Genomic DNA, 22,089 nt, shown 5'->3' with positions numbered 1-22,089 from the left:
GCGCTAGGACTCCGTTTCCGGCATGCCGATGGTGGCAAGGCGCGATTTCCGTCCGAAGCGGAATGTCTTGCGGATCGCCTTGCCCACCTTGTTGGCAAACACTTCGAGCGCGCCAATCGGCTGGCCGCCGGGCACATGGGCAATGACATGGTACATCCACAGGATCAGACCCGCAAAGAGCAGGAATGGCAACCATAGGGCGATGAACGGATCGACAATGCCCATGCCGCCCACACCTTCGGCATATTCGTTTATCTTGTGGTAGGTGACCACCATGACGATCGATAGGAATACGCCCAACGCCGAAGTCGAGCGCTTTGGCGGCACCGCAAGGGCAAGAGCGAGAAACGGCAGCAAGAGCATCATCGCGACTTCGACCAGCCGGAAGTGGAAGTTGGCCCATGCCTTGTTCCGCTCGTCTGCCGGCTTTTGGGCGTCGCCCCCAATGCGGACCAGTTCGGTGATGCTGTACTCCCGGTCTTTGCCGCCACGGGCGCGGAAATTCTCGATGCTTGGTAACGGAATCGGCACGTCGTGGCTTGTAAAGCTCAAGACGCGCGGTGTTTTGTAGTTTGGCGCATCGTGCACCAGCGTGCCTTTTTCCAGCCGCAATAAAATCGTGTCCGGGTCATCGGTGCGCAGAAACTGTCCTTTTTCGGCGGACACAGCGATGGATTGCCCGTTCTTGCTCTCCGCATATACAAACATGCCCGACAGACGGTTGCCATTGTCGCGGCTTTCTTCGATCCTAACGGTCAAATTTTCGCCAACATTGTTAAACTCGCCCACTCTTACTTTTGCGCCGAATGCGCCCGAGCGGAGTTCGAAACGCAGCTCCTCATAGAGGTAGCGGGCACTGGGCTGGATAAATCCGACGATGGCAAAATTGACAGCCGCCAGGGTAATTGCAAAAAGGAACGGAACCCGCAGAAGCCGGAAGTAACTCATCCCCACTGCGCGGAAAATGTCGAGTTCTGAAGAGGTTGCAAGGCGGCGGAAGGCCAGCAAAATGCCAAGCAACAACCCGATCGGGATGCCCAGCGACAGATATTCCGGGATCAAATTTGCCAGCATGCGCCAGACCACGCTGACCGGTCCGCCTTCAGCCGCGACAAAGTCGAAAAGGCTCAGCATTTTCTCCAGCAGCAAGAGCGATGCAGCGATGGCGAGTGTGCCAAGCAGGGGCAACATCACGAGCCGGAAGATGTAGCGGTCAGTGGCGGTGATAAATTTCAACTTATGGTCGCCCTGTTACCCTAATTTGGCCGCAAACTCACCCGATAGACGCTATCAGGTTCAGGGGCAATATCGATGGCGTGCGCAAAGCAAAATCGCCGGAAATACTGTTCCAGGAGTTTTATGATGAATAAGTATGTTGCCCTTTTTGCGGTTTCAGCCCTCGCCCTCGGGGCGGGGACGGCTGTTGCCGGACAGGAAATCAGTAACGATATGTCGCGTTGTGCGGCGGGCAAGGGTCCTGCGATTCTTGTCAGCGTCCGCGGTATAAAAGAATCGGCCGGCAAAGTTCGCGTCCAATCCTATCCCGCAACCGGTAATGCATGGCTCGCAAAAGGACGGTGGTTGCATCGTCTGGAAAGCCGGGCAAGCGCGGGAACAATGTCCTTCTGCGTCCCGGTTCCTGCAGAAGGACGTTATGGTATCGCCGTCCGCCACGACCGCAACGGTAATGGCAAAACGGATATCAGCAGCGATGGTGGCGGGTTCTCGAACAACCCCAGCATTAATATTCTAAACCTCGGCAAGCCGTCGGTGAGCAAAGTTGCTTTTCAGGCCGGCCCCGGAGTGACGCAAATCACCATCAACCTGAAATATATGTGACGGAAAATATTTGGCACTGGTAGCGCTCCTTTCGAACCCTAATTCAACCGGCAACAGGTCGCTGTTGCCGATGGTTCGGTCTTATTGCGCAAAAAATCCCGATATCTTCCATTATGAAGTGGAAGAAATCGGCCAGATTGCCAAAGCGCTTGAAATGATCGCGCGGGTGAAACCCAAGGTGCTTGTGGTCAATGGAGGCGATGGCACGGTCCAGTCCGCGTTGACAGAACTCTACCATGGTGGCCATTTTGAAGGATCGCCGCCACCGGTTGCGGTCCTGCCCAACGGGAAAACCAATTTGATCGCACTCGATCTGGGTGCCGAGGGCGATCCGCTTGTGGCGCTGGAACGCATCCTTGAAGTGGCGAAGGGCGATTTGGCCGAACATATCGTCGTGCGCGAACTGATTGCCCTGAGCGATGGCAGCGAAGGCGCGCGGCCTGTTTTGGGCATGTTCCTGGGTGGCGCGGGGCTGGCCGAAACCATCCTTTATTGCCGGAACAAAATCTATCCGCTTGGCCTGCCCAACGGGCTCAGCCATTTTCTGGCGGCGATGGCCGTGCTGGTGTCGACCATCTTTGAAATGAAGGTCAGCTTCCTTCCTGCAAGGGCCAAACCTATCAGCGTGTCGTTCATCCGGCAGGGGGAGTTGCAAGGCATTTTCTCGGTGCTGATCGTCACGACGCTGGATAAACTGCTGCTCGGCGCGCAGGCGGGTGGAGCGCGCAAGGGGCTGATGAAATTTCTGGCAGTGGACCAGCGGCCATGGTCGATGCTGAAGATGATTTCGGCCTCACTGCGCGGCAAATTGGGTCAGCGCACTATGGATGGCGTGCATTTTCAGGAAGGCGATACAATCCGCATCGATAGCGAGAAAAGCAGCGTCGTGCTGGATGGCGAAGTGTTTGTCGCAAGCAGAGGCAGCCCGATCGTGCTGCGTTCCACTCCGCCGGTACCCTTTTTGAAACTGGCCGCGTAACGCCAGCCAAGCCAATTTATGCCTTCGCTAGTCCAACTTGTTGCCGACGAACTGGCGGTCCCCGCCCTGCCCGATGTCCATGCCTTTGCCGCGCATATCGCCGCGCAATATCCCGACGCCGCTCGCGCCGTTCTCTTCTACGGATCCTGCCTGCGCAGCGCGCAGTTGGAAGGGCAAATGCTCGATTTTTACCTAATCGTTTCGAGCTATGAAGAGGCCTACACGCAAAAATGGCTGGTTAAATGGAACCGAAGGCTACCTCCCAATGTATTTCCGTTTGAATATAATGGTTTAATTGCAAAAGTTGCAGTTCTAAGCGAAGGAGACTTCCACAATCTAAACCGTCCTGAAGCGTCAGCCGCGTCAGTTTGGGCCCGATTTGCGCAGCCATCCCGGTTGGTTTGGGCGGCAAACGACGCCGCCCGCGCCACCGTCGCCACCGCCATTTCCGGCGCAGCCCCCACCGTCCTCAACGCCGCGCTCGCCTTTACCGAGCGGGAGGTCGACGTTCTGGACCTCTGGCAAACAGGGTTCCGGATGACCTATGATGCCGAACTGCGCGCCGAACGGAACGACCGTCCCGCCTCGGTGGTGGAATTTGATCCGGATCGCTATGTCCGCTTCGGCAAAGCAGCTCTCCCCCACACCCCCATCGCGAACGAACTGCGAGGCGAGAAGGTGCACATCCTTCCCGACCCGCAAGGCCGGATAACCCAAGAACGAAACCGCTGGCCCACGTTGCGCCGTAATGGCAAGCTCCTAACCGTCGCGCGCCTTGCGAAAGCAGCCTTCACATATGCGGGTGGCATCGACTACCTAGCATGGAAGATAAATCGCCACGCCGGAACCCAGATCGAAATTAGACCATGGCAGCGCCGCTGGCCCTTGATCGCAGCACTGTTTCTCGTCCCCAAATTGCTGGCAAAGGGCTCAGTGCGCTAAGACTTCGCGGCACGTTCTGCAAACAGCAGCAACACTGCAAAACACGCTGCCAGCGCAGACGGCAACCACAGACTTGCGAATCCGAATATGCCGAACAAACCGGCTCCCACAGCCGCACCGCTCACCAAGCCCAGCCATAATATGAGGTAGGGCACCCACACCAGCCGCTCCCCACCACTCAACAGCGTAGCGAGACCTTGGCCGATCTTCACCAACGCGCCGGTCATATAGGTCAATCCGAACGACACCGAACCGTCCCGTTCAAACAATGTATTCTCCGCGCCCATGCAAAAAGCAGCCAAGCACAAGCCCAACAGCAACATATCGTGGTCCGCAAATAACGGCGCAAGAAATAGCAAGGCCGACATGACAGTCAAAATAAGCGACTGACGCTGAGTGGCAGAAATCTTACCTTTTCGTCCGACCAACGACCCGCCCATTACGCCGAGAACAAAGCTGATCAATAGCAACGCGACCATCGCAACATATGGTGCGCCCGCGGCAACACCGACGCTTAATCGCGTTGAATTACCGCTCATAAACGAAAGGAAAAAACCGCCGCTGGATAGAAAGCCTATAGCATCAACCATTCCAGCCATCGCTGCAAATCCGATCGCCAATAAGCGAGCGTTTCGGTCGAGTCTGGTCACGGCCGAACGATCAGATGATCCCCACCGCTTTTCCTGCCCGTTCAAAACGGTCGAGAATATCCGAAACCTGTTCGCTGGTGTGTTCCGCGCAAAGCGAACAACGCAGCAAGGTCATGCCTGCAGGAGTCGCAGGTGGGCGAGCCAAATTCACATAAAGTCCATTAGACAAAAGTGCTTCCCACATAGCCGCACCCTTTTCGAGATCTGGCATGATCACGGCGATGATGGCACTTTGCGCTTCTGGCGTGCCCAATTGAAATCCAAGGTCGCGCAGACCTCTGTGCAAGGTCTTTGAGTTTTCCCAAAGATGCGCCCGCTTGTTGCTGTTGTGCATCAACTTGCGGATACTGGTCGCCGAGCAGGCCACCACCGCAGGCGGCAAAGAAGCTGTAAAAACATATGGCCGGCACACAAGCCGCATAATTTCAAACTTTGGATGATTTGAAACGCAGAAGCCGCCGACTGTGCCTACACTCTTGCTGAAGGTTCCTATGACGAAATCTACATCGTCAAGAACGCCCTGCTCCTCAGCAACTCCACGGCCATTTTCGCCAATAAAGCCCATCGAGTGCGCCTCATCCACAAGCACCATCGCACCTGCTTCTTTGGAAATTCGGATCATTTCCTTCAGAGGAGCAACATCGCCGAGCATCGAATAAACACCCTCCAAAACGACGAGCTTTCCAGCCTCTGCGGGAAGACGCTTCAGACGTTTTTCCAAGGCTTCTACATCATTATGACGGAACGCCACAATCTCGGCATCACCCATTTTGCAGCCATCATAGATGGAAGCATGGCTGTCGATATCGAGAATGATGTAATCCCCTTTACCTGCGATCGTGCTGATAATACCCAAATTGGCTTGATAGCCTGTCGAGAACACCATGGCATGTTTCATGTCATAAAATTCTTTGAGCGCGTCTTCGCACTCTTTATGACCCTGAAAGGTGCCGTTCAATACACGGCTGCCGGTGGTGCCGGCGCCGAATTCATCCAGTGCCTTTTTCCCAGCCGCAATTACGTCGTCATCGAACGTCATGCCCATATAGTTATATGTGCCAAGCAAAATGGTTTCCTTGCCATTGCAAACAGCAACGGTCGGCGACTTCACTTCCTCCATAACAAGGCTGAAAGGGTCTTTTACACCCGTGGCTAGCAAGCCTTCGCGTTGCGCGATGAGTGCATCGAATTTGGAGAACAGGTCGGTCATAGGATCAATCCGTCAGCTTCTTTACTGCATCCACCAGATGCCCGACATTTTCGATTTCGGCTTGCAAGTTCATACTGATGACGATGTCGAAACTGTCTTCTACCTCAGCCACAAAATCCATAACGGTCAGGCTGTCCCATTCCAGATCGCCCGCAAAGGTCGTCGCCTCTGTCACTTCCACGCCCTTTTTGTTGAAGGGTTCAATGAGGCCCTTCAGCCGGTTAAACATTTCGCTACGGTCGGTCATTTGGTATCCTTTAATTTTACTGGGCTATGGCAAGCGATTAAGGCGGTAAGAGGGCAATTTATAGCCAGCCTTGCGCCTTGTACCAGCGCACCGTGTCTTTCAATCCTTGACGCGTTGCAATCTGCGGCGACCACAGTTTTGCGGGGGGAGTGGCCGTTCGATCTATGGTCCAGTCTGGATGCGAAAGATAGCCTGCCCTATCCGGCGTCAGCTTTGCCTTACGTCCACGAAAAAAACGGTCCGCATAAGCAGCAAATTTAAGCAAAAGCCGCGGTGCATGCAATGTCGTAACACGCCGTCCAATTGCCCAACCAATCGCCCGTGCAAACGCTTCATGGCTCCAACCTTTTTCGAAGCCGTCGTCCGCTTCAAAAATTTGGGTCGTGGCGTCGTCATGTGCAGGCAGCAGTGCAACTAGCAGCCGTGCCAAATCGTCTACATGGATGATCGATACCCGCCCGCGTGGAGGCAAAAGTGCCCATCCCTTTTGCGCAAGGCGGAACATATCGAACATTTCTGTGTCCCCCGGGCCATAGACACCCGGCGGACGAACTATTGTCCAATCCAGCATGCTCGTACCAACTAGTTTCTCTGCTCGATATTTGCTCGCCCCGTAAAGCGACAATTGTGGATATTTGGCCGCGAGCGACGACACGTGAACAAACCGCTTTACACCGCAGTTCTTTGCCGCAGCAATTATCGAAGCGGTGCCAGTTACATTTCCAGTCTCGAAGCCCTCAGCATCAGGTGCATTTACAACTCCCGCAATATGCAACACCGCATCTGCACCATCACATAATTTTTGAAGGCTTTGTGCATTATCCAACGCGCCAGCTACCCACGTCACTCCTATTTTCTTGGGCTGATCACTCCGCGTAAGTGCACGCACCTTCCATCCGGCTTCAATCAACCTATCAAGCGTGATGCGTCCGACAAATCCGGTTGCTCCCGTTACGGCAACTGTCTTGCCTGCGACAGACTTCAAAGCAGCACCAGTTGATCGCGATGGACAAGGACAGAGCGTGGTACCGTACCCAAGATCGCCTCGAGTTCGACCGAGCGTCGGCCACAAATGCTGGCAGCATCCACGGCGTCATATTCGGAAAGGCCGCGTGCCAACGCGATTCCATCATAGGCGATAATGTCGATTACGTCTCCGCGTTTGAACTCGCCTTCTACTCGAATCGCGCCTGCAGGAAGCAAGCTGCTGCCTGTCTGCAACGCCCGCACAGCGCCTTCATCTATACATATCCGGCCTTTAACCGTGAGCCGCCCGCCCAGCCACGTCTTTCGTGCCGAACCACCTATGCGCGGAGCAAAATATGTAGCGCGTCCACCGTTCGCGAGCCCCGAAAGAGGGTGATCCTTTAAACCCGAAGTTATCGCAAGGCCAATGCCGGCGCGGGTAGCAATATCAGCAGCATCCAATTTGGAGGCCATTCCGCCCGAACCCATGCCTGAGGACGAACCTTCGGCCACCATGATGCGAACACGGCCGTCAATCTTCTCGACCTGCGGCAAAAGAACGGCGCCGGGTAAATGCGGCGCACGGTCATATAGACCATCAACATCCGACAAAAGGACAACACCTGAGGCTCCCGCAGCCTGTGCTACGCGTGCGGCGAGCCTGTCATTATCGCCGAAGCGAATTTCTTCGGTCGCTACACTATCATTTTCATTTATAACAGGAACGGCATCGGCACCAATCAAGCGATCGAGTGTCGCAGCGATGTTCAAATAGCGCCGCCGTTCTTCAAGATCGTCCAACGTCACCAACATTTGGGCAGCGACAAGATTCCGCGCTGCTAGAAGTTCAGCCCAGATTCCCGAAAGCAAAATTTGCCCCACCGACGCTGAAGCCTGCGCATCGGCAAGGCTGGCCCTTCCACCTTTGTCAAATCCAAGCCGGCGTGCACCAAGCGCGATAGCACCGGACGTGACTACTATGATTCGTTGCCCCGCCCGATGGCGGGCACTGATATCGGCAACTAATGTTTCCAGCCATTCACGGCGAACACCACCGTCAGTTTTCACTAAAAGGGAAGACCCGACCTTTACGACCAATAGTGGGCACGATTGTTCCGAAAAGGCGGCGGGGTTTAAATCGGCGACCATGTCCCATCCTCGGTTATGCCGTCCGCCTTTGCGCCTTCTAAACCACTCTTCGACGGCAATGCCTCGAGAATCCGATCGAGCACAAGATCGACGCCTTGACCGGTCGCACCCGAAATCGCGATAACATCTTGAGCCCCAGCGGCTTGCAATTGCGCAGAAATGTCGGCCATTAATTCAGGGTCGAGTAAATCGCCTTTATTGAGCGCCACAATTTGAGGCTTTTCATTTAAGCCAGCGCCGTATTCACCTAGTTCTTCGCAGACAATGTGCCATGCCTCGACAGGATCATCTTGTGTGGCATCAATCAGGTGAATCAAAATCTGGCAGCGTTCTATATGTCCTAAAAAGCGATCGCCGATGCCCACGCCATCAGCTGCACCAGCAATCAAGCCCGGAATATCCGCCAGTACGAATTCACGGCTTTTATATTCAACAACACCCAATTGAGGACGCGTCGTAGTGAAAGGATAAGCGCCAACTTTTGCCTTTGTGTTCGAAACTTGATTTATGAATGTCGATTTACCGGCGTTGGGCATTCCGACCAATCCGACATCTGCCAGCAATTTCAGCCGCAACCAGACATACATTTCCTCGCCAGGCCAACCCGGACCATGCTGCCGTGGCGCGCGGTTTGTCGAACTTTTGTAGGATGCGTTGCCCCGGCCACCGTCACCGCCGCGCAGAAATACAACTCGTTTTCCAACTTCGGTGAGGTCAAGAAGAAGGCTACGCTCTTCGTCATCCGCCAAAACTTGTGTGCCCACGGGAACTTGTATGACCAGATCGTCGCCATAAGCGCCGTGCCGGTCCCGCCCCATTCCCTGAATACCGCGCATAGCCTTGAAATGCTGGGCGTAGCGAAAATCGATCAATGTGTTCAGTCCGGCGACGGCTTCAAAGATAATGTCTCCACCTTTGCCGCCATTACCTCCATCGGGACCACCATATTGCACATATTTTTCTCGGCGAAAGCTTACAGCCCCGGGGCCCCCTGCGCCCGAGCGAATGAAAATTTTTGCTTGATCAAGAAAATGCATGGGGTCGCCTTTAAGGGAGGTTGGCCGTTTTGGCCAGTAGCGAGCGATTTAATCGCATTAAGTCGCAATGCAGAGTGCATTAGAACTATGTCGCGCCAACAGCACGATGGCCGGGGGAGCAGGCCGAACATCTGATTTGAAGAGAACTGGTGGAGCCTAGGGGAGTCGAACCCCTGACCTCTACACTGCCAGTGTAGCGCTCTACCAGCTGAGCTAAGGCCCCATCATGCCGCAAACAAGGCGGCTATTTGGTGAGGAGCGCCACTAGCGGGCGCTCCATCATATATCAAGCACGAAGTTCGACTTAAATGTCGTCGGGTTCATCTTCCCCGCTGGCAACGCCAAGATCGTCATCGCCGCCAAGATCAACGTCATTGTCAGGCGATACATCTCCGTCAACTGCATCGACATCAATATCGAGATCATCGTCAGCGAGATCCGTATCGTCCTTCTTCTTTTCCACCTCTTCAAATGGAAGCGGTTGCTTGGACTTCAGTACCGGTTCGGGCGTCCACTGGTTGCCGCACTCAATGCATTCAACCGGTTCGTCCTTAGTGAGATCGTAAAAGCGAGTGCCGCATTTCGGGCAAGTACGCTTGGTTCCCCATTCAGCCTTAATCATGGCAGGCTCAAATCCTTTATAAAACAGCTTGGAAAGGGCGAAGCACGTGGGTGAATCGCCGTCAATTGGCGCGGCCTTTGCCACAGCCATGCAGCGCTGTCAAAAACTTCTCCCCTAAGATGCTCTCCACAGTGATAAGGCGCGTTGACTTCCGGTATCCATAAAAGCAAAGCAGCCAGCTATGCATAGCGCCATACCACGCCCCGCCACATTCCTGCATTCCGGCCCACTTCGAGGTACCGTCAAGGTTCCGGGTGACAAGTCCATATCCCACCGGGCGATTATGCTCAGCGCCCTTGCGGTGGGGGAAAGCCGGATATCCGGATTGCTTGAAGGCGAAGATGTATTGGCGACCGCTGCCGCTATGCGTGCCATGGGGGCAAAAATTGAGCGGACCGGTGAAGGATCCTGGACCGTCCAAGGCGTCGGCGTTGGCGGATTGATGCAGCCATCGGCTGCTTTGGATATGGGCAATAGCGGCACATCAACACGTCTTCTAATGGGTCTGGTATCTAGTCATCGGATTTCAGCCACATTCATTGGCGACGCCAGTCTTTCGAAGCGTCCGATGGGCCGCGTGATCGATCCACTCAGTCTTATGGGAGCGGAGTTTAACGCTAGCCCTGGGGGCACGTTGCCACTGATGGTCCGTGGCCTTGTTCCGGCAATCCCGATACGATATCGTCTGCCTGTGGCTTCGGCGCAGGTAAAAAGTGCAGTGCTACTCGCCGGCTTAAATGCACCGGGTCGTACCGAAGTCGTCGAACCGATCCCAACACGCGACCATAGTGAACGAATGTTGAGAGGATTCGGCGCGGACTTGTCAGTGGAACTTGCCAGCAACGGCGTACGTCACATCCGTCTAATGGGCGAAGCGGAATTGAAGCCGCAGAACATCGAAGTTCCCGGAGACCCTTCATCAGCAGCCTTTCCTATCGTCGCGGCTTTGATCACCCCCGGTAGTGAAGTTACGGTTACCCATGTCGGAATGAACCCTACGCGCAACGGCATTTACAAAATGCTGGAGGCAATGGGTGCCAACATTAGCTATTCGAACGAACGGGAAGTTGGCGGAGAGCCTGTGGCCGATATCACTGCGCGGCATTCAATTCTGCACGGAATTGAAGTGCCGCCTGAAGTCGCACCAAGTATGATTGATGAATTTCCTGTGTTCTTTGTGGCGGCAAGCGTCGCCCGCGGACGCACGACCACCAGTGGATTGGACGAACTTCGAGTAAAAGAAAGCGACCGGCTAGCGTTAATGGCATCCGGCTTGCAAGCCATTGGGGCCGTGGTAACTGAAACAGAAGACGGGCTGCTCATTGACGGAAGTGGAGGTGAACCGCTCGAAGGCGGAGCCACCATAAAAAGCGCACTTGACCACCGCATTGCTATGAGCTTCGCAGTTGCAGGCCAGCATTGTTATAAGGGCATCACCGTCGACGATGTAACACCGATAGCAACCAGTTTCCCTAGTTTTGAAATCATGTTGATGATGCTGAAAGGCGATGACAATTCGTCCGTCTTTCCTGACGGATCCGCAAACCCATGATAATTGCAGTCGACGGTCCTACCGCGTCTGGGAAGGGTACCATCGCCAAGGCGTTGGCAGAGCATTATGGCCTCCCTTTTCTGGATACCGGTCTTCTTTATAGGGCCGTAGGTTTTCAACTGCTTCAGAATGGCGGTGATCCTGACTCCCCGGACGACGCCCTTGAAGCATGTGAATATTCCGACGATATCCTTGAACATCCAGAGCTCCGGGACGAAGCCATTGGCGGGCTTGCTAGTCGCGTATCCGTGCACCCCGAAGTCCGGGCTGCCTTGAACAAACGTCAAGTCGATTTTGCCTATCAACCTGGAGGCGCTTTGCTTGACGGGCGCGATATCGGAACTGTGATCGCGCCTGACGCCGATGTGAAGCTATTTATCACGGCTTCCGCTAACGTCCGCGCCGAACGCCGGTATCGCGAGATGAAATCGCGCGGGGTCAATGTCGAATTTGAGGCTATCTTGGCAGACATCCAGGCACGCGACATTAGGGATGCGGGTCGAACGACTGCGCCACTAAAGCCAGCGGTCGATGCCATCGAAATCGACACCAGCAATATGTCGGTCGAGACAGCGATCCAGTCCGCCGTTACCGCCGTAGACAGCAAGGTTGCCGCAAGTCGAGCATAAGCCTCGCGATTTGTAATCCCACTGTCATATCCGCGACGCGGAGATGTAACGTCTTGGGGCTAACGGCTAACCTCAATTAGGGGGCACTCATCATGACGACTTTTGCGCAAACACACACTTTCCCGCAAATCACGGCTAGCCCGTTACGGCCGCGCACTAACTGGAACGCTTGGACGAACCTCTTTTTCGGTTCCGCACCATTGTGGTGGCGTGTCATGTTCTGGGCCCAGCGCAACAAAGCGGTCTAAATGCCCTAAGTAACCCTTGGACCGAAATTGTTCGGCCCGACGAGATTTCTTGCTTGATAGGGGCCTTTTGACTATAGGCGGCGCCGTTCAAGCCGCGATAGCGTTGGTAGAGGCTCATCTTTACCGCTCTTTTGTAGCCGGAGTGTTTGAGTAAAACACACGATCATTCTGTACCTAGTGCAGAGTCCATTTCGCCGCACTGACCGATGGTCTAAGTTGATGAATGGTTGCTGAGAGACGTTCAGCACGATGTGGGTTTTCATTCAAAATGCACCGTTTTTGAACGCCTTATTGCTATTCGGGCAATGGGGCAGCTCTGGTCAAAGACCATCGGAACCAACCGATTGGCCGGAAAATATGTACGTAAGGACACTCTAACCTATGGCAACTTCGCCAAACCCGACCCGCGACGATTTCGCGGCACTTCTCGACGAATCACTTGGTGGCGCAGACGGTGGCTTTGAAGGCCGCGTCGTAAAAGGCACCGTAACCGCAATCGACAATGACCATGCCGTCATCGACGTCGGTTTGAAATCCGAAGGCCGCGTGGCTCTGCGTGAATTCGCAATGCCCGGCCAAAAAGCCGACCTGAAAGTCGGCGACGAAGTCGAAGTTTATGTCGACCGCGTAGAAAATATGAACGGCGAAGCAATGCTGAGCCGTGACCGTGCCCGCCGCGAAGCCGCATGGGATGTTCTCGAAGGCGAATTTGAAGCTGGCAACCGCGTTGACGGCGTCATCTTTGGCCGCGTCAAGGGCGGTTTCACCGTCGATCTTGGTGGTGCTGTCGCTTTCTTGCCCGGCAGCCAAGTCGATGTTCGCCCGGTACGCGACGTTGCGCCATTGATGGATATTGCGCAGCCTTTCGTCATCCTGAAGATGGACCGCAAGCGTGGCAATATCGTTGTTTCGCGTCGCGCCATTTTGGAAGAAACCCGTGCTGAGCAGCGTACCGGCCTTATCCAGAACCTCGCTGAAGGTCAGATCATTGACGGCGTTGTCAAGAACATCACCGATTATGGTGCTTTCGTCGACTTGGGCGGCATCGACGGCCTGTTGCATGTCACCGACATCAGCTACAAGCGCATCAATCACCCAAGCGAAGTCATCAATATCGGTGACACCGTTAAGGTACAGATTGTTCGTATCAACAAGGACACACAGCGCATCAGCTTGGGCATGAAGCAGCTGGAAAGCGATCCTTGGGATGCTGCCGTCAAGAATTATCCGGTTGGTACCAAGCTGAAGGGTTCGGTCACGAACATCACCGAATATGGTGCGTTCATCGAACTCGAACCAGGTATCGAAGGTTTGGTCCACGTTTCGGAAATGAGCTGGACCAAGAAGAATGTTCATCCCGGCAAGATCGTTTCGACGAGCCAGGAAGTCGACGTTATCGTACTCGACATCGACATGGAAAAGCGCCGCATCTCGCTTGGCCTCAAGCAAGCCCAGGACAATCCTTGGGCCAGCTTCGCGGAGAAGTTCCCCGTTGGTTCGACCGTCGAAGGCGAAGTCAAGAATGCCACCGAATTCGGTCTGTTCATCGGCCTCGATGGCGACGTCGATGGCATGGTGCACATGTCGGATATCGCTTGGGGCATTTCGGGAGAAGAAGCGCTGCATCTTCATCGCAAAGGCGAGACCGTCAAGGCGATCGTTCTGGACATCGATGCAGAGAAAGAGCGTATCTCGCTTGGCATCAAGCAGATCGAAAAGGGTGCCCCATCGGCAGCTGGAGCCTCTTCGACTGGCGGCCTGAAGAAAGGTGCAACCACCACCGTTACCGTGCTTGAAGTCCGCGATGGCGGCCTTGAAGTGCAGGCAGGTGAAGACGGCGCAACTGGCTTCATCAAGCGTGCCGACCTCGGCCGTGACCGTGACGAACAGCGTCCTGACCGCTTCCAGGTTGGCCAGAAGTTCGATGCCATGATCACCGGCTTTGACCGTTCGAAGAAGCCGAATTTCTCGGTCAAGGCACTTCAACTGGCCGAAGAAAAGCAGGCTGTCGAACAATATGGTTCGTCCGACTCGGGTGCGTCACTTGGCGACATCCTTGGCGAAGCGCTGAAAGGCGTGAAGAAGTAAGCCAAACCGGCTGAACAAACGCTCCCCATTTGGGACAAAAAAGCCCGCTCTTGGAAACAGGAGCGGGTTTTTTGCTGTCTGCAAACGACTGCACAGCAAATGCGTTGTAAAATAAAAAATAATCTGGCAACTTTGCTGGGCTCCCGAGCCCGATCCCTTTGGTCGCATGGCTTCGTAAAAACTCGGGTATCGACTTGATAACAAATGAAGGACTTTGCCCATGATCCGGTCCGAGTTGATTAAGAAATTGGAGAGCGAAAATCCCGAGCTCAAAACCGAAGAAATCGAAAAAATCGTCGATTTGTTCTTTAACCAGATTATCCAGCGGCTAGCCGATGGCGGTCGTGTTGAACTGCGCGGTTTCGGAGCTTTTTCAACCCGTGAGCGGAGTCCGCGCAAAGGCCGCAATCCGCGAACCGGCGCTTCTGTTGAAGTACCTTCCAAGCGCGTACCATATTTCAAGCCCGGCAAAGAAGTCCGCGAACAATTAAACAAGTAACACGCTTCACCAAAGCGGCTTGACCACAACGCAATAATACTGTCTTCGACATTCGCGTGCGGATGTGGCGGAATGGTAGACGCTACAGACTTAAAATCTGTTGTCCTTTTGGGCGTGCGGGTTCGAGTCCCGCCATCCGCACCACCTGTTCGACCTACCCCGATTCTATGTTGGATGCGCATCCGGGCACTGTCCTTCAGTTGCGCGGTGGCTGCCGACGGTAGCTCAAGGCTTCCGCGATATGAATGCGCCCGACCGTCTCCGCGCCCGCGAGGTCGGCAATCGTCCGCGCAACTCGCAAAATGCGGGTGTAACCTCGCGCTGAGAGGCGCATTGCTTCAGCCGCTTGCGCGAGCAATTTCTGCCCGGCGTCATCGGGCGTCGCACTATCTTTTAGCATTTCACCATCCAGTTCCGCGTTGGTGCGCGCTTTTTCGCCGTGCAGACGAACATCCTGTATCTGCCGGGCACGTCTGACACGCCCCGCCACTTCGGCTGAGCCTTCAGCGGGCGGAGGCAGTACGAGATCGGCTGCGCTGACGGCTTGTACTTCGACATGCAAATCGATGCGGTCCAGCAGCGGTCCCGAGATTTTTGCCTGATAGTCCGCTGCGCAGCGCGGTGCGCGGCTGCAGGCGAGTGCCGCATCGCCCAGATGCCCACATCGGCAGGGGTTCATGGCGGCAACAAGCTGGAAATTTGCAGGAAAGGTGACATGATTGTTCGCGCGGGCGACGCTGACCTCCCCGGTTTCGAGGGGCTGGCGGAGACTGTCGAGAACCACACGCTGAAATTCGGGAAGCTCGTCCAGAAAAAGGACCCCCAGATGCGCCAGACTGACTTCGCCCGGCCGAACGCGCGCACCGCCGCCTACCAGAGCGGGCATGGATGCACTGTGGTGCGGGCTTCGAAAGGGCCGGTGCCGCACCAAACGCCCGCCCTCCAAGTTACCGGCAACGGACGAAATCATCGAAACCTCTAATGCCTCGGCGGGCGTCAAATCGGGCAAAATGCCGGGCAAGCAGGATGCGAGCAGGGATTTCCCTGCCCCCGGCGGACCTGTCATGCACAGATTGTGTCCTCCGGCAGCCGCGATCTCCAGCGCCCGCTTCGCGGTTTCCTGCCCTTTCACCATCTTCAGATCCGGACCCGCAACAGGTTCCAGGACAATTCCCGGCTCGGGCGGGCGTAAATGGGTCTGACCCTTTAAATGGTTGAGCAATGCCAGCAGATCGGGGGCGGCGACGACTTCTATTTGTCCGGCCCAAGCGGCCTCCGGACCCTGTGCCGATGGACAGATTAGTCCCATGCCACGCGAAGATGCATGGAGCGCGGCCAACAATACACCTGGCGAGCCCGCAACTTTTCCGTCCAGCCCAAGTTCGCCAACCACCAGATAATGGGCAAGCGTTTCGGCGTCGACCAGTCCCATCGCCGCCAGCAAAGCCAAGGCAATCGGTAAATCATAATGCGATCCTTCCTTGGGGAGGTCAGCCGGCGAAAGGTTGATTGTGATTCGCTTGGGCGGCAACGCCAGTCCCAGTGAGGAAATAGCTGCGCGGACCCGTTCACGGCTCTCCGCAACGGCTTTATCCGGAAGGCCGACGACAGCGAATCCGACCATTCCGGGTGCGATCTGGCATTGTACCTCAACACTGCGGGCCTCAAGACCGAGATAGGCCACCGTCGATACAATCGAAACCACGCACCATTTTCCTTTAATTTCCGTTTGGCCGTCCAGTCTGGAAAGGCGCGGTTTTGAGGGCAATGGCGGGCGGTTGGTATACGAGACATTCGGATATCGGGATCGCTGTCCAAGATGAACATCATGGCTAAAATTCGCTTAACCCTGCCTGCACATCATTTGGCAAAGCATCGGATGGCATTTGGGTGCCATGAAGCTAGCCGTCGCTTTACGCATGCTTGCCCTTGGCGTTATCACCCTTGCGCCAACGGGCGGGCATGCCTTTGATAGCTTCAGCGTCGAAACCACCATTACCGAATGGGTTGACGAGCCAGCGCCTGCCGCAGCCTCCCAAAACACCATCGCCATCTTCGGTCCGTTCCGCGTTCTTTCGCCGCAGCGGGTCGAACTGAACGGCAGCATCGAAAGCGATACGCCGGCGCAGTTCCGCGCCCTTTTGCGGGCGTTTCCATCTATTCGCCAGATCGACATGGTCGATTGTCCCGGCACCGGCGACGACGAGGCCAATCTGGCTTTGGCGCGGATGGTGCGGAAGGCGGGGATTGCGACTTTTGTGCCCAATGGCGGGTCGGTGCGCTCCGGCGGGGTGGAGCTGTTTCTGGCCGGGGCGGAGCGCCGGGCGGAGCCGGGCGCCGAATTTGCGGTGCATAGCTGGGTCGATGAGGACGGGCTGGAGCCTGACGACTATGCCGAGAGCGATCCGGTCAATCAGGAATATGTCGCCTATTACCGCGAAATGGGCATGAGTGCCGATAAAGCGAAGGCGTTTTACGATCTGACCAACAGCGTGCCCCACGACGAGGCGCTTTACCTCAAACCCTCTGAAATTGCAAGCTTTATTCCGTTGAACTGAAGCCTGTTTGTTAACCTGGCTGAAGCCTCAGCGGCTTTTCATTGACACATACCAACTGGTCGGTATGCTTTCCCTATGCCCGCGAGTCGCACCAAAAAAGCCCCGTCCACGCGCGTCCCCGCCGCGGGCTCTGCGCGTGAAAAGCTGATCGCTGCGGCCATTGCGACCGTGCGCTACAAGGGCTTCTCCGCCACCTCCGTCGATGAAATCTGTCAGGCCGCGGGCGTCACCAAGGGTGCCTTCTTCCACCATTTCGCCTCGAAAGAAGCGCTCGCCGTCGCTGCGGCAGGGGCGTGGACCGACATTGCCGAGCAGCGCATCTTCACCCAGCCCGACTGGACCCGCATTCCCGACCCGCTCGAACGCCTGCTCGGCCATATCGACTTCCGCCTGTCGATGCTCGACGGTCCGGCCGAGGATTTCACCTGCTTCGTCGGCACGATGGTGCAGGAAAGCTATAACAGCAGCGACCCGATCCGCGCCGCCTGCGATGCCAGCATCCGCGCCTATGCGTTGCGGCTGGCCGAAGATATCCAACAGGCCATCGACATCTACGGGATCGCAAGCGGCGTCAGCGCGGTTAGCCTTGCTTACCATATCCAGGCCGTCCTGCAGGGCGCGTTCATTTTGGCCAAAGCCAATGGCAACCCGGTGATTGCCCGCGACAGCGTCATGCACCTGCAACGCTATGTCATCATGTTGTTCACGCAAAAGTGATGGAGAGAAGGAGAGAGGAAATGGCAGAGGAACATGCACCCACGAGCGGACTGACCCCGCACATCCAGATCGGTGACAACCGCGCCGCCGAAGCGATCGATTTCTACATCAACGCCTTTGGCGCGACAGAGATCCGCCGGATGCTCGCAGAAGATGGCAAGCGCCTTATGCACGCGCATGTGCACATCAACGGCGCATCCCTGATGCTGCACGACGAATTTCCCGAATTTGTCGACCCGTCCGAAGCCGATGTCGCAGGCGGCAGCGGCCTGACCCTGCATCTTCAGGTCGACGACGCCGACGCATGGTTCGCCCGCGCCGTTGCGGCAGGGGCCACAGCCACCATGCCACCCGCCGATATGTTCTGGGGCGACCGTTATGGGCAGATCAAGGACCCGTTCGGTTACCGCTGGTCCATCGGCCATCCGCTGAACGGTGGATAGCGGAGCCTGACCATTTCGGGGGCAAAACCGAAGGAGAGACGACATGTATATTGAAGGATTTGTGCTGGCGGTTCCCACCGCGAACAAGGAAAAATACCGGCAGCATGCCGAAAGCGCGGTGCCGATCTTCAAGGAATTCGGCATGACCCGGATGGTTGAATGTTGGGGTGAGGATATCCCCGACGGCACGATGACCGACTTCAAACGGGCGGTGCAGGCCAAGGATGACGAGACGGTCGTTTTCAGCTGGTGCGAATATCCGGACAAGCTGACCCGCGACGAAGCCAGCCAGAAAATGATGTCCGACCCGCGTATGGCCGAAATGGCCGAATGTCCTTTCGACACCAAGCGGATGATCTATTCGGGCTTTGCGCCCATCCTGTCCGAAGGCAGCGACAAAGGCGCAGGCTATATTGACGGCTTTGTCATCCCGCTGCCCGTGGTCCGGCAAGCCGACTATCAGGCACTTGCCGAAGCGGCTGCGCCGGTATTCATCGACCATGGCGCAACCGGCGTTGTCGAAACATGGGGCGAAGACCTGATGCGCGGCGAAGTCACCGACTATTACCGCGCGGTTGAGGCAACTGATGACGAAACGGTCGTTTTTTCGTGGATCGCATGGCCATCCAAAGAAGCCCGCGACAGCGGCAACAAAGCCGCGATGGAAGACGAACGTTTTGCCGCCATGGGCCCGGATTCGATGCCCTTTGACGGCAAGCGCATGATTATGGGCGGCTTCGTACCGATCGTCGATACCGCACGCTAATTGGACGATATGCGCTCGCCTGCCGTGGGCGAGCACATAGCATCCTGCAGGGGGAGTCCCTGACAAAATGGAGGAGAGAGGACATGGCCAACAATCATGGCGATTTTATCTGGTATGAATTGATGACCAGCGATGCCGCAGGTGCGCGTGATTTTTACGCGGCGGTAATCGGGTGGGACATCGAGACGAATAGCGACGCGCCGAAGGTTTACCGGATGATCTCCGCATCCGACGGGCCCGTCGCGGGATTGCTTCCCCTGACCGCCGACATGCTGGCGGGCGGCGCGCACCCCTGCTGGATGGGCTATATCACGGTATCCGATGTCGATGCCTGCGCCGCCGCGATCAAGGACGCGGGCGGCAGCATCTGTATGGAGCCGTGGGATATCGAAGGCGTCGGGCGTGCGGCCTTTGTCGCCGATCCCCAAGGGGTGATGTTCTACATCATGAAACCCATACCGCCTGCCGACAATCCCGACGCCCAAAGCACCAGCTTTGCCGCCGAGACCCCGATGGTCGGCCATTGTGCATGGAACGAACTGTCCACCACCGACCCGCACGCCGCCAAGGCTTTTTATGGCGCGCTCTTCGGCTGGGTACAAGAAGGCGACATGGACATGGGCCCGCTGGGCAAATATGAATTTTGGTGGGACGGCGCAAAGCGGTTCATGCTGGGTGCCGTGATGCCAAAAATGGCGGAAATGCCGGTGCCGTTCTGGACCTATTATTTCCGCGTGCCCGATATCGATACCGCCTGTGCGGCCATTTCGGCCCATGGCGGCACGGTCATTCAGGAACCCATCGAAATCCCCGGCGGCGATTACAGTCTGGTCGCCGCCGATCCCCAGGGCGCAGCCTTTGGCTTGGTAGGAGCACGCGCATGACCGGACAGTTGAACATAAACGCCGCGCCAAAATGGCTCCTGTGGGTCGGCATCCTCTTTCTGCTGTGGAACCTGATGGGCGTTGGTGCCTTTGCCAGCCAATGGTCGATGTCGGCAGACGATATCGGCAAGCTTCCTCCGGACCAGCGGGACCTGTGGCTTGCCATGCCGGGCTGGGCGTGGGCCGCCTATGCCATTGGCGTCGTTGTCGGCACCCTGGGAGCCATCGGTCTTCTCCTGCGCAAATGGTGGGCACCCCTCGCCTTTGCGCTCAGCCTGATCGCGGTGCTCGTTCAGTTCAGCTACCCCTTCCTCTTTGCGCAGCAGGCGCAGGGCGACATGGCGATGCTGGCTTTTCCCATTTTCATCGTCGTGATGGCGATCATCCAATGGCAGTTGAGCCGCGCATGGCAACGCAAGGGCTGGCTGGCCTGACCCAACGAGGAGAGACGAAATGACCGCAACACAAGAAAATGGCTGGGAGCTTTCGGTAAGCACCTATATCGCCGCGCCACCCGAAAGGGTCTGGGATATCATGACCAACCGCATGGAAGAATGGTTTTGCCCCAAGCCCTGGCGGGTCGAAATCATCGAACAGCAGTGGCATAGCGGTGGACGCAGCGCGATGGTGATGAAAGGCCCGGAAGGCGAAGAGCATCCGCAAGAGGGCCTTTTCCTGGAAGTGGTGCCGGGCGTACGTTTCGTGTCCACCGATTCCGTTGTGCGGGCCGCGGACGGCAGCCTGATGCCATCGGGTCACTTCATGCTCGGCATCTGGGAAATCGCCCCCGAAGGTGACGGAACCCGCTACACCGCCCGCGCGCGCCACTGGGACGAGGCCACCGCCAAGCAGCATGACGACATGGGTTTCCAGCAAGGCTGGGGCGCGGCTACGCAGCAATTGAAGGAATTGGCGGAGGGTTAAGGGGGTTGTCCCCCTCTCCCCTTTAGGGGAGAGGATACGAAGCCTTGGCCGCAAGGCCTAGGCGCAGTTGGTGAGGGGCTCGACGGTGAGGGTCGTGCGCCAACTCCCCCTCTCCGCTGCGACTAGGCGGCAAGCCGCCAAGTCTCGCTCCTCTCCCCTGAAGAGGAGAGGGTAATCTCACGCAAAGACGCAAAGGCACAAAGGGAAGTGTACAAGAGCGAAGCGCTTATAAAATCTCTTGCTTTCCAACCAAATAGCAGCCGAATTTAAAGGCTATGCCTTAGTACCTTCTTCTTCGCGTCTTTGCGTCTTTGCGTGATAAAAAAACAGGCACAACGTTGCAGGCCTAAAAATCCACCTGTTCATAATGCTTGGGCGGCGTAATGACTTCCATGCGTTCGGACAGCAGCGGGCGGAAGCTGGGGCGGGATTTGAACATCGCGTACCACGCCTTGGTCTGCTCATGCCCGGTCCAGTCGATACCGCCCAGATAGTCGGCGACCGAAATCTGCGCGGCGGCGGCAAGGTCGGCCATGCTCATCACCGATCCGGCCATCCAGGCGCGGTGGTCGATCAGATAGTCGACATAATCCAGATGGCCGTTGGCCAGCTTCATCGCCTCGCGCAGCACGCGGCTGTCGGGGGGCTGGCGGTCGATCAAGCGCTTTTTCATACGCTCGTGCAGCAGCGGTTGCGTCACGTCGCCGTAAAATTGTTCGTCAAACCACGCCACCAGACGGCGGATTTCGGCGCGATACTGGGCCGTGCCGCTGATCATCGGATTGGCGGAGACCGTCTCGTCAATATATTCGGAGATGGCGACGGAATCGACCAGCGTGATGTGCCGTTCCGCATCGCGCATCACAGGGGTGCGTCCCGCCGGGTTCATCTGCAGAAAATCGTCGCGCTGTTCCCACGGATTTTCGCGCACCAGACTATAGGGCACGCCCTTTTCCCCCAACAGCAAACGCACTTTGCGCGAGAACGGACAAAGCGGATATTGATGAAGGTGCCACATAAAGGTCCTGTTAGGGTTGATTGCCGCGAATGGGAAGGGGGCGAGGCGGTATTTTCTTTAAAACGCGGTGGAGGAAGGCATGTGTCCCCAGCCCTGCTTCTTTCCCTCTCCCCTTCAGGGGA

24 protein-coding genes and 2 tRNA genes are annotated in these 22,089 nt (G+C 56.4%); 15 read left to right on the top strand and 11 right to left on the bottom strand.

Going from position 1 to position 22,089, the window contains the following annotated elements:
• Positions 1-3: 3 nt before the first annotated feature.
• Positions 4-1,191, bottom strand: a complete 1,188-nt coding sequence (locus EUU25_RS15525; RefSeq protein WP_246163020.1) for an LptF/LptG family permease — start codon at positions 1,189-1,191, stop codon at positions 4-6.
• Positions 1,192-1,359: 168 nt separating this feature from the next.
• On the opposite strand from EUU25_RS15525, the gene EUU25_RS15520 reads away from it, so the two are divergent.
• Genes EUU25_RS15520 through EUU25_RS15510 form a run of 3 tightly spaced genes read left to right on the top strand, consistent with a single transcriptional unit; the run spans position 1,360 to position 3,760 of the window.
• Entirely contained in the window at positions 1,360-1,839 is a 480-nt protein-coding gene (locus tag EUU25_RS15520) for a DUF2141 domain-containing protein (RefSeq protein WP_158902519.1), read from the top strand.
• Between the two features lie 10 nt (positions 1,840-1,849).
• A complete protein-coding gene (locus EUU25_RS15515) occupies positions 1,850-2,818 on the top strand; it encodes a diacylglycerol/lipid kinase family protein (RefSeq protein WP_158902516.1) in 969 nt (322 codons plus the stop codon).
• 18 nt (positions 2,819-2,836) lie between these two features.
• The gene (locus EUU25_RS15510) at positions 2,837-3,760 is read left to right on the top strand and encodes a hypothetical protein (protein ID WP_158902513.1); all 924 of its coding nucleotides are present in this window, start codon (positions 2,837-2,839) and stop codon (positions 3,758-3,760) included.
• On the opposite strand, the gene EUU25_RS15505 is transcribed toward EUU25_RS15510, so the two are convergent.
• The 8 genes from EUU25_RS15505 to EUU25_RS15470 all read right to left on the bottom strand — a co-directional run bounded on the left by EUU25_RS15505 (position 3,757) and on the right by EUU25_RS15470 (position 9,641).
• Positions 3,757-4,410 (bottom strand): YoaK family protein, encoded by a 654-nt coding sequence (locus tag EUU25_RS15505; RefSeq protein WP_281346996.1) that lies wholly within the window; start codon positions 4,408-4,410, stop codon positions 3,757-3,759. The two genes, EUU25_RS15510 and EUU25_RS15505, sit on opposite strands and share 4 nt — an antisense overlap.
• Positions 4,411-4,420: 10 nt before the next feature.
• The gene (gene spt / locus EUU25_RS15500) at positions 4,421-5,620 is read right to left on the bottom strand and encodes a serine palmitoyltransferase (RefSeq protein ID WP_158902508.1); all 1,200 of its coding nucleotides are present in this window, start codon (positions 5,618-5,620) and stop codon (positions 4,421-4,423) included.
• A gap of 4 nt (positions 5,621-5,624) precedes the next feature.
• Positions 5,625-5,867 carry an acyl carrier protein gene (locus EUU25_RS15495; protein WP_158902499.1) on the bottom strand — a complete coding sequence of 81 codons (243 nt, stop codon included), beginning with the start codon at positions 5,865-5,867 and terminating at the stop codon, positions 5,625-5,627.
• A 58-nt stretch (positions 5,868-5,925) separates the two neighbouring features.
• Positions 5,926-6,852, bottom strand: coding sequence for an NAD-dependent epimerase/dehydratase family protein (locus EUU25_RS15490; RefSeq protein ID WP_158902496.1), 927 nt, complete (start codon positions 6,850-6,852; stop codon positions 5,926-5,928).
• A complete protein-coding gene (proB, locus tag EUU25_RS15485; protein WP_158902493.1) occupies positions 6,849-7,982 on the bottom strand; it encodes a glutamate 5-kinase in 1,134 nt (377 codons plus the stop codon). The genes EUU25_RS15490 and proB overlap by 4 nt, the downstream gene beginning before the upstream one ends.
• Positions 7,967-9,019 (bottom strand): GTPase ObgE, encoded by a 1,053-nt coding sequence (gene obgE, locus EUU25_RS15480; protein WP_158902491.1) that lies wholly within the window; start codon positions 9,017-9,019, stop codon positions 7,967-7,969. Before obgE ends, proB begins: the two co-directional genes overlap by 16 nt.
• Positions 9,020-9,166: 147 nt before the next feature.
• A tRNA-Ala gene (locus EUU25_RS15475) sits at positions 9,167-9,242 on the bottom strand.
• A gap of 81 nt (positions 9,243-9,323) precedes the next feature.
• On the bottom strand, positions 9,324-9,641 hold the full coding sequence (locus EUU25_RS15470) for a TIGR02300 family protein (RefSeq protein WP_143776525.1): 318 nt from the start codon (positions 9,639-9,641) through the stop codon (positions 9,324-9,326).
• Positions 9,642-9,822: 181 nt separating this feature from the next.
• On the opposite strand from EUU25_RS15470, the gene aroA reads away from it, so the two are divergent.
• The 5 genes from aroA to EUU25_RS15445 all read left to right on the top strand — a co-directional run bounded on the left by aroA (position 9,823) and on the right by EUU25_RS15445 (position 14,801).
• Positions 9,823-11,193 (top strand): 3-phosphoshikimate 1-carboxyvinyltransferase, encoded by a 1,371-nt coding sequence (gene aroA, locus EUU25_RS15465; RefSeq protein ID WP_158902488.1) that lies wholly within the window; start codon positions 9,823-9,825, stop codon positions 11,191-11,193.
• Positions 11,190-11,822, top strand: a complete 633-nt coding sequence (gene cmk / locus EUU25_RS15460) for a (d)CMP kinase (RefSeq protein ID WP_158902486.1) — start codon at positions 11,190-11,192, stop codon at positions 11,820-11,822. The genes aroA and cmk overlap by 4 nt, the downstream gene beginning before the upstream one ends.
• Positions 11,823-12,451: 629 nt before the next feature.
• Positions 12,452-14,158: a 30S ribosomal protein S1 gene (rpsA, locus tag EUU25_RS15455; RefSeq protein ID WP_158902483.1), complete on the top strand. Its 1,707-nt coding sequence runs from the start codon at positions 12,452-12,454 to the stop codon at positions 14,156-14,158.
• A 220-nt stretch (positions 14,159-14,378) separates the two neighbouring features.
• The gene (locus tag EUU25_RS15450; protein WP_143776532.1) at positions 14,379-14,657 is read left to right on the top strand and encodes an integration host factor subunit beta; all 279 of its coding nucleotides are present in this window, start codon (positions 14,379-14,381) and stop codon (positions 14,655-14,657) included.
• A 58-nt stretch (positions 14,658-14,715) separates the two neighbouring features.
• Positions 14,716-14,801 (top strand) — tRNA-Leu (locus tag EUU25_RS15445).
• Positions 14,802-14,853: 52 nt separating this feature from the next.
• Here EUU25_RS15445 and EUU25_RS15440 read toward each other — a convergent pair.
• Positions 14,854-16,362: a YifB family Mg chelatase-like AAA ATPase gene (locus tag EUU25_RS15440; RefSeq protein ID WP_158902480.1), complete on the bottom strand. Its 1,509-nt coding sequence runs from the start codon at positions 16,360-16,362 to the stop codon at positions 14,854-14,856.
• 190 nt (positions 16,363-16,552) lie between these two features.
• On the opposite strand from EUU25_RS15440, the gene EUU25_RS15435 reads away from it, so the two are divergent.
• From EUU25_RS15435 to EUU25_RS15405, 7 genes are all read left to right on the top strand, one after another.
• A complete protein-coding gene (locus tag EUU25_RS15435; protein ID WP_158902477.1) occupies positions 16,553-17,215 on the top strand; it encodes a COG3904 family protein in 663 nt (220 codons plus the stop codon).
• Positions 17,216-17,290: 75 nt separating this feature from the next.
• Complete coding sequence (locus tag EUU25_RS15430; RefSeq protein WP_158902474.1) at positions 17,291-17,932, top strand: TetR/AcrR family transcriptional regulator; 642 nt, start codon at positions 17,291-17,293, stop codon at positions 17,930-17,932.
• A gap of 20 nt (positions 17,933-17,952) precedes the next feature.
• Positions 17,953-18,375: a VOC family protein gene (locus tag EUU25_RS15425; RefSeq protein ID WP_158902472.1), complete on the top strand. Its 423-nt coding sequence runs from the start codon at positions 17,953-17,955 to the stop codon at positions 18,373-18,375.
• 43 nt (positions 18,376-18,418) lie between these two features.
• On the top strand, positions 18,419-19,141 hold the full coding sequence (locus EUU25_RS16715) for a DUF1428 domain-containing protein (RefSeq protein ID WP_158902470.1): 723 nt from the start codon (positions 18,419-18,421) through the stop codon (positions 19,139-19,141).
• An 83-nt stretch (positions 19,142-19,224) separates the two neighbouring features.
• The gene (locus EUU25_RS15415; protein WP_158902468.1) at positions 19,225-20,025 is read left to right on the top strand and encodes a VOC family protein; all 801 of its coding nucleotides are present in this window, start codon (positions 19,225-19,227) and stop codon (positions 20,023-20,025) included.
• Positions 20,022-20,459: a sugar transporter gene (locus tag EUU25_RS15410; RefSeq protein ID WP_158902467.1), complete on the top strand. Its 438-nt coding sequence runs from the start codon at positions 20,022-20,024 to the stop codon at positions 20,457-20,459. Before EUU25_RS15415 ends, EUU25_RS15410 begins: the two co-directional genes overlap by 4 nt.
• Before the next feature lie 19 nt (positions 20,460-20,478).
• Positions 20,479-20,949, top strand: coding sequence for an SRPBCC domain-containing protein (locus EUU25_RS15405; protein ID WP_158902465.1), 471 nt, complete (start codon positions 20,479-20,481; stop codon positions 20,947-20,949).
• A gap of 346 nt (positions 20,950-21,295) precedes the next feature.
• Here the strand turns inward: EUU25_RS15405 and EUU25_RS15400 are convergent, their stop codons facing one another.
• Positions 21,296-21,967 carry a glutathione S-transferase family protein gene (locus EUU25_RS15400; protein ID WP_158902463.1) on the bottom strand — a complete coding sequence of 224 codons (672 nt, stop codon included), beginning with the start codon at positions 21,965-21,967 and terminating at the stop codon, positions 21,296-21,298.
• Positions 21,968-22,089: the final 122 nt, after the last annotated feature.

Source organism: Sphingorhabdus lacus (assembly GCF_009768975.1).
Taxonomy (GTDB): domain Bacteria; phylum Pseudomonadota; class Alphaproteobacteria; order Sphingomonadales; family Sphingomonadaceae; genus Sphingorhabdus_B; species Sphingorhabdus_B lacus.
This window is presented reverse-complemented; position numbering and strand designations above follow the sequence as displayed.

Bases quoted from the DNA above. Each gene is read 5' to 3' on its own strand.
- EUU25_RS15525 (WP_246163020.1), bottom strand. From the start codon at position 1,191: ATGTTGCCCCTGCTTGGCACACTCGCCATCGCTGCATCGCTCTTGCTG.
- EUU25_RS15520 (WP_158902519.1), top strand. From the start codon at position 1,360: ATGATGAATAAGTATGTTGCCCTTTTTGCGGTTTCAGCCCTCGCCCTC.
- EUU25_RS15510 (WP_158902513.1), top strand. From the start codon at position 2,837: ATGCCTTCGCTAGTCCAACTTGTTGCCGACGAACTGGCGGTCCCCGCC.
- spt (WP_158902508.1), bottom strand. From the start codon at position 5,620: ATGACCGACCTGTTCTCCAAATTCGATGCACTCATCGCGCAACGCGAA.
- EUU25_RS15495 (WP_158902499.1), bottom strand. From the start codon at position 5,867: ATGACCGACCGTAGCGAAATGTTTAACCGGCTGAAGGGCCTCATTGAA.
- proB (WP_158902493.1), bottom strand. From the start codon at position 7,982: ATGGTCGCCGATTTAAACCCCGCCGCCTTTTCGGAACAATCGTGCCCA.
- obgE (WP_158902491.1), bottom strand. From the start codon at position 9,019: ATGCATTTTCTTGATCAAGCAAAAATTTTCATTCGCTCGGGCGCAGGG.
- EUU25_RS15470 (WP_143776525.1), bottom strand. From the start codon at position 9,641: ATGATTAAGGCTGAATGGGGAACCAAGCGTACTTGCCCGAAATGCGGC.
- aroA (WP_158902488.1), top strand. From the start codon at position 9,823: ATGCATAGCGCCATACCACGCCCCGCCACATTCCTGCATTCCGGCCCA.
- cmk (WP_158902486.1), top strand. From the start codon at position 11,190: ATGATAATTGCAGTCGACGGTCCTACCGCGTCTGGGAAGGGTACCATC.
- rpsA (WP_158902483.1), top strand. From the start codon at position 12,452: ATGGCAACTTCGCCAAACCCGACCCGCGACGATTTCGCGGCACTTCTC.
- EUU25_RS15450 (WP_143776532.1), top strand. From the start codon at position 14,379: ATGATCCGGTCCGAGTTGATTAAGAAATTGGAGAGCGAAAATCCCGAG.
- EUU25_RS15435 (WP_158902477.1), top strand. From the start codon at position 16,553: ATGAAGCTAGCCGTCGCTTTACGCATGCTTGCCCTTGGCGTTATCACC.
- EUU25_RS15430 (WP_158902474.1), top strand. From the start codon at position 17,291: ATGCCCGCGAGTCGCACCAAAAAAGCCCCGTCCACGCGCGTCCCCGCC.
- EUU25_RS15425 (WP_158902472.1), top strand. From the start codon at position 17,953: ATGGCAGAGGAACATGCACCCACGAGCGGACTGACCCCGCACATCCAG.
- EUU25_RS16715 (WP_158902470.1), top strand. From the start codon at position 18,419: ATGTATATTGAAGGATTTGTGCTGGCGGTTCCCACCGCGAACAAGGAA.
- EUU25_RS15415 (WP_158902468.1), top strand. From the start codon at position 19,225: ATGGCCAACAATCATGGCGATTTTATCTGGTATGAATTGATGACCAGC.
- EUU25_RS15410 (WP_158902467.1), top strand. From the start codon at position 20,022: ATGACCGGACAGTTGAACATAAACGCCGCGCCAAAATGGCTCCTGTGG.
- EUU25_RS15405 (WP_158902465.1), top strand. From the start codon at position 20,479: ATGACCGCAACACAAGAAAATGGCTGGGAGCTTTCGGTAAGCACCTAT.
- EUU25_RS15400 (WP_158902463.1), bottom strand. From the start codon at position 21,967: ATGTGGCACCTTCATCAATATCCGCTTTGTCCGTTCTCGCGCAAAGTG.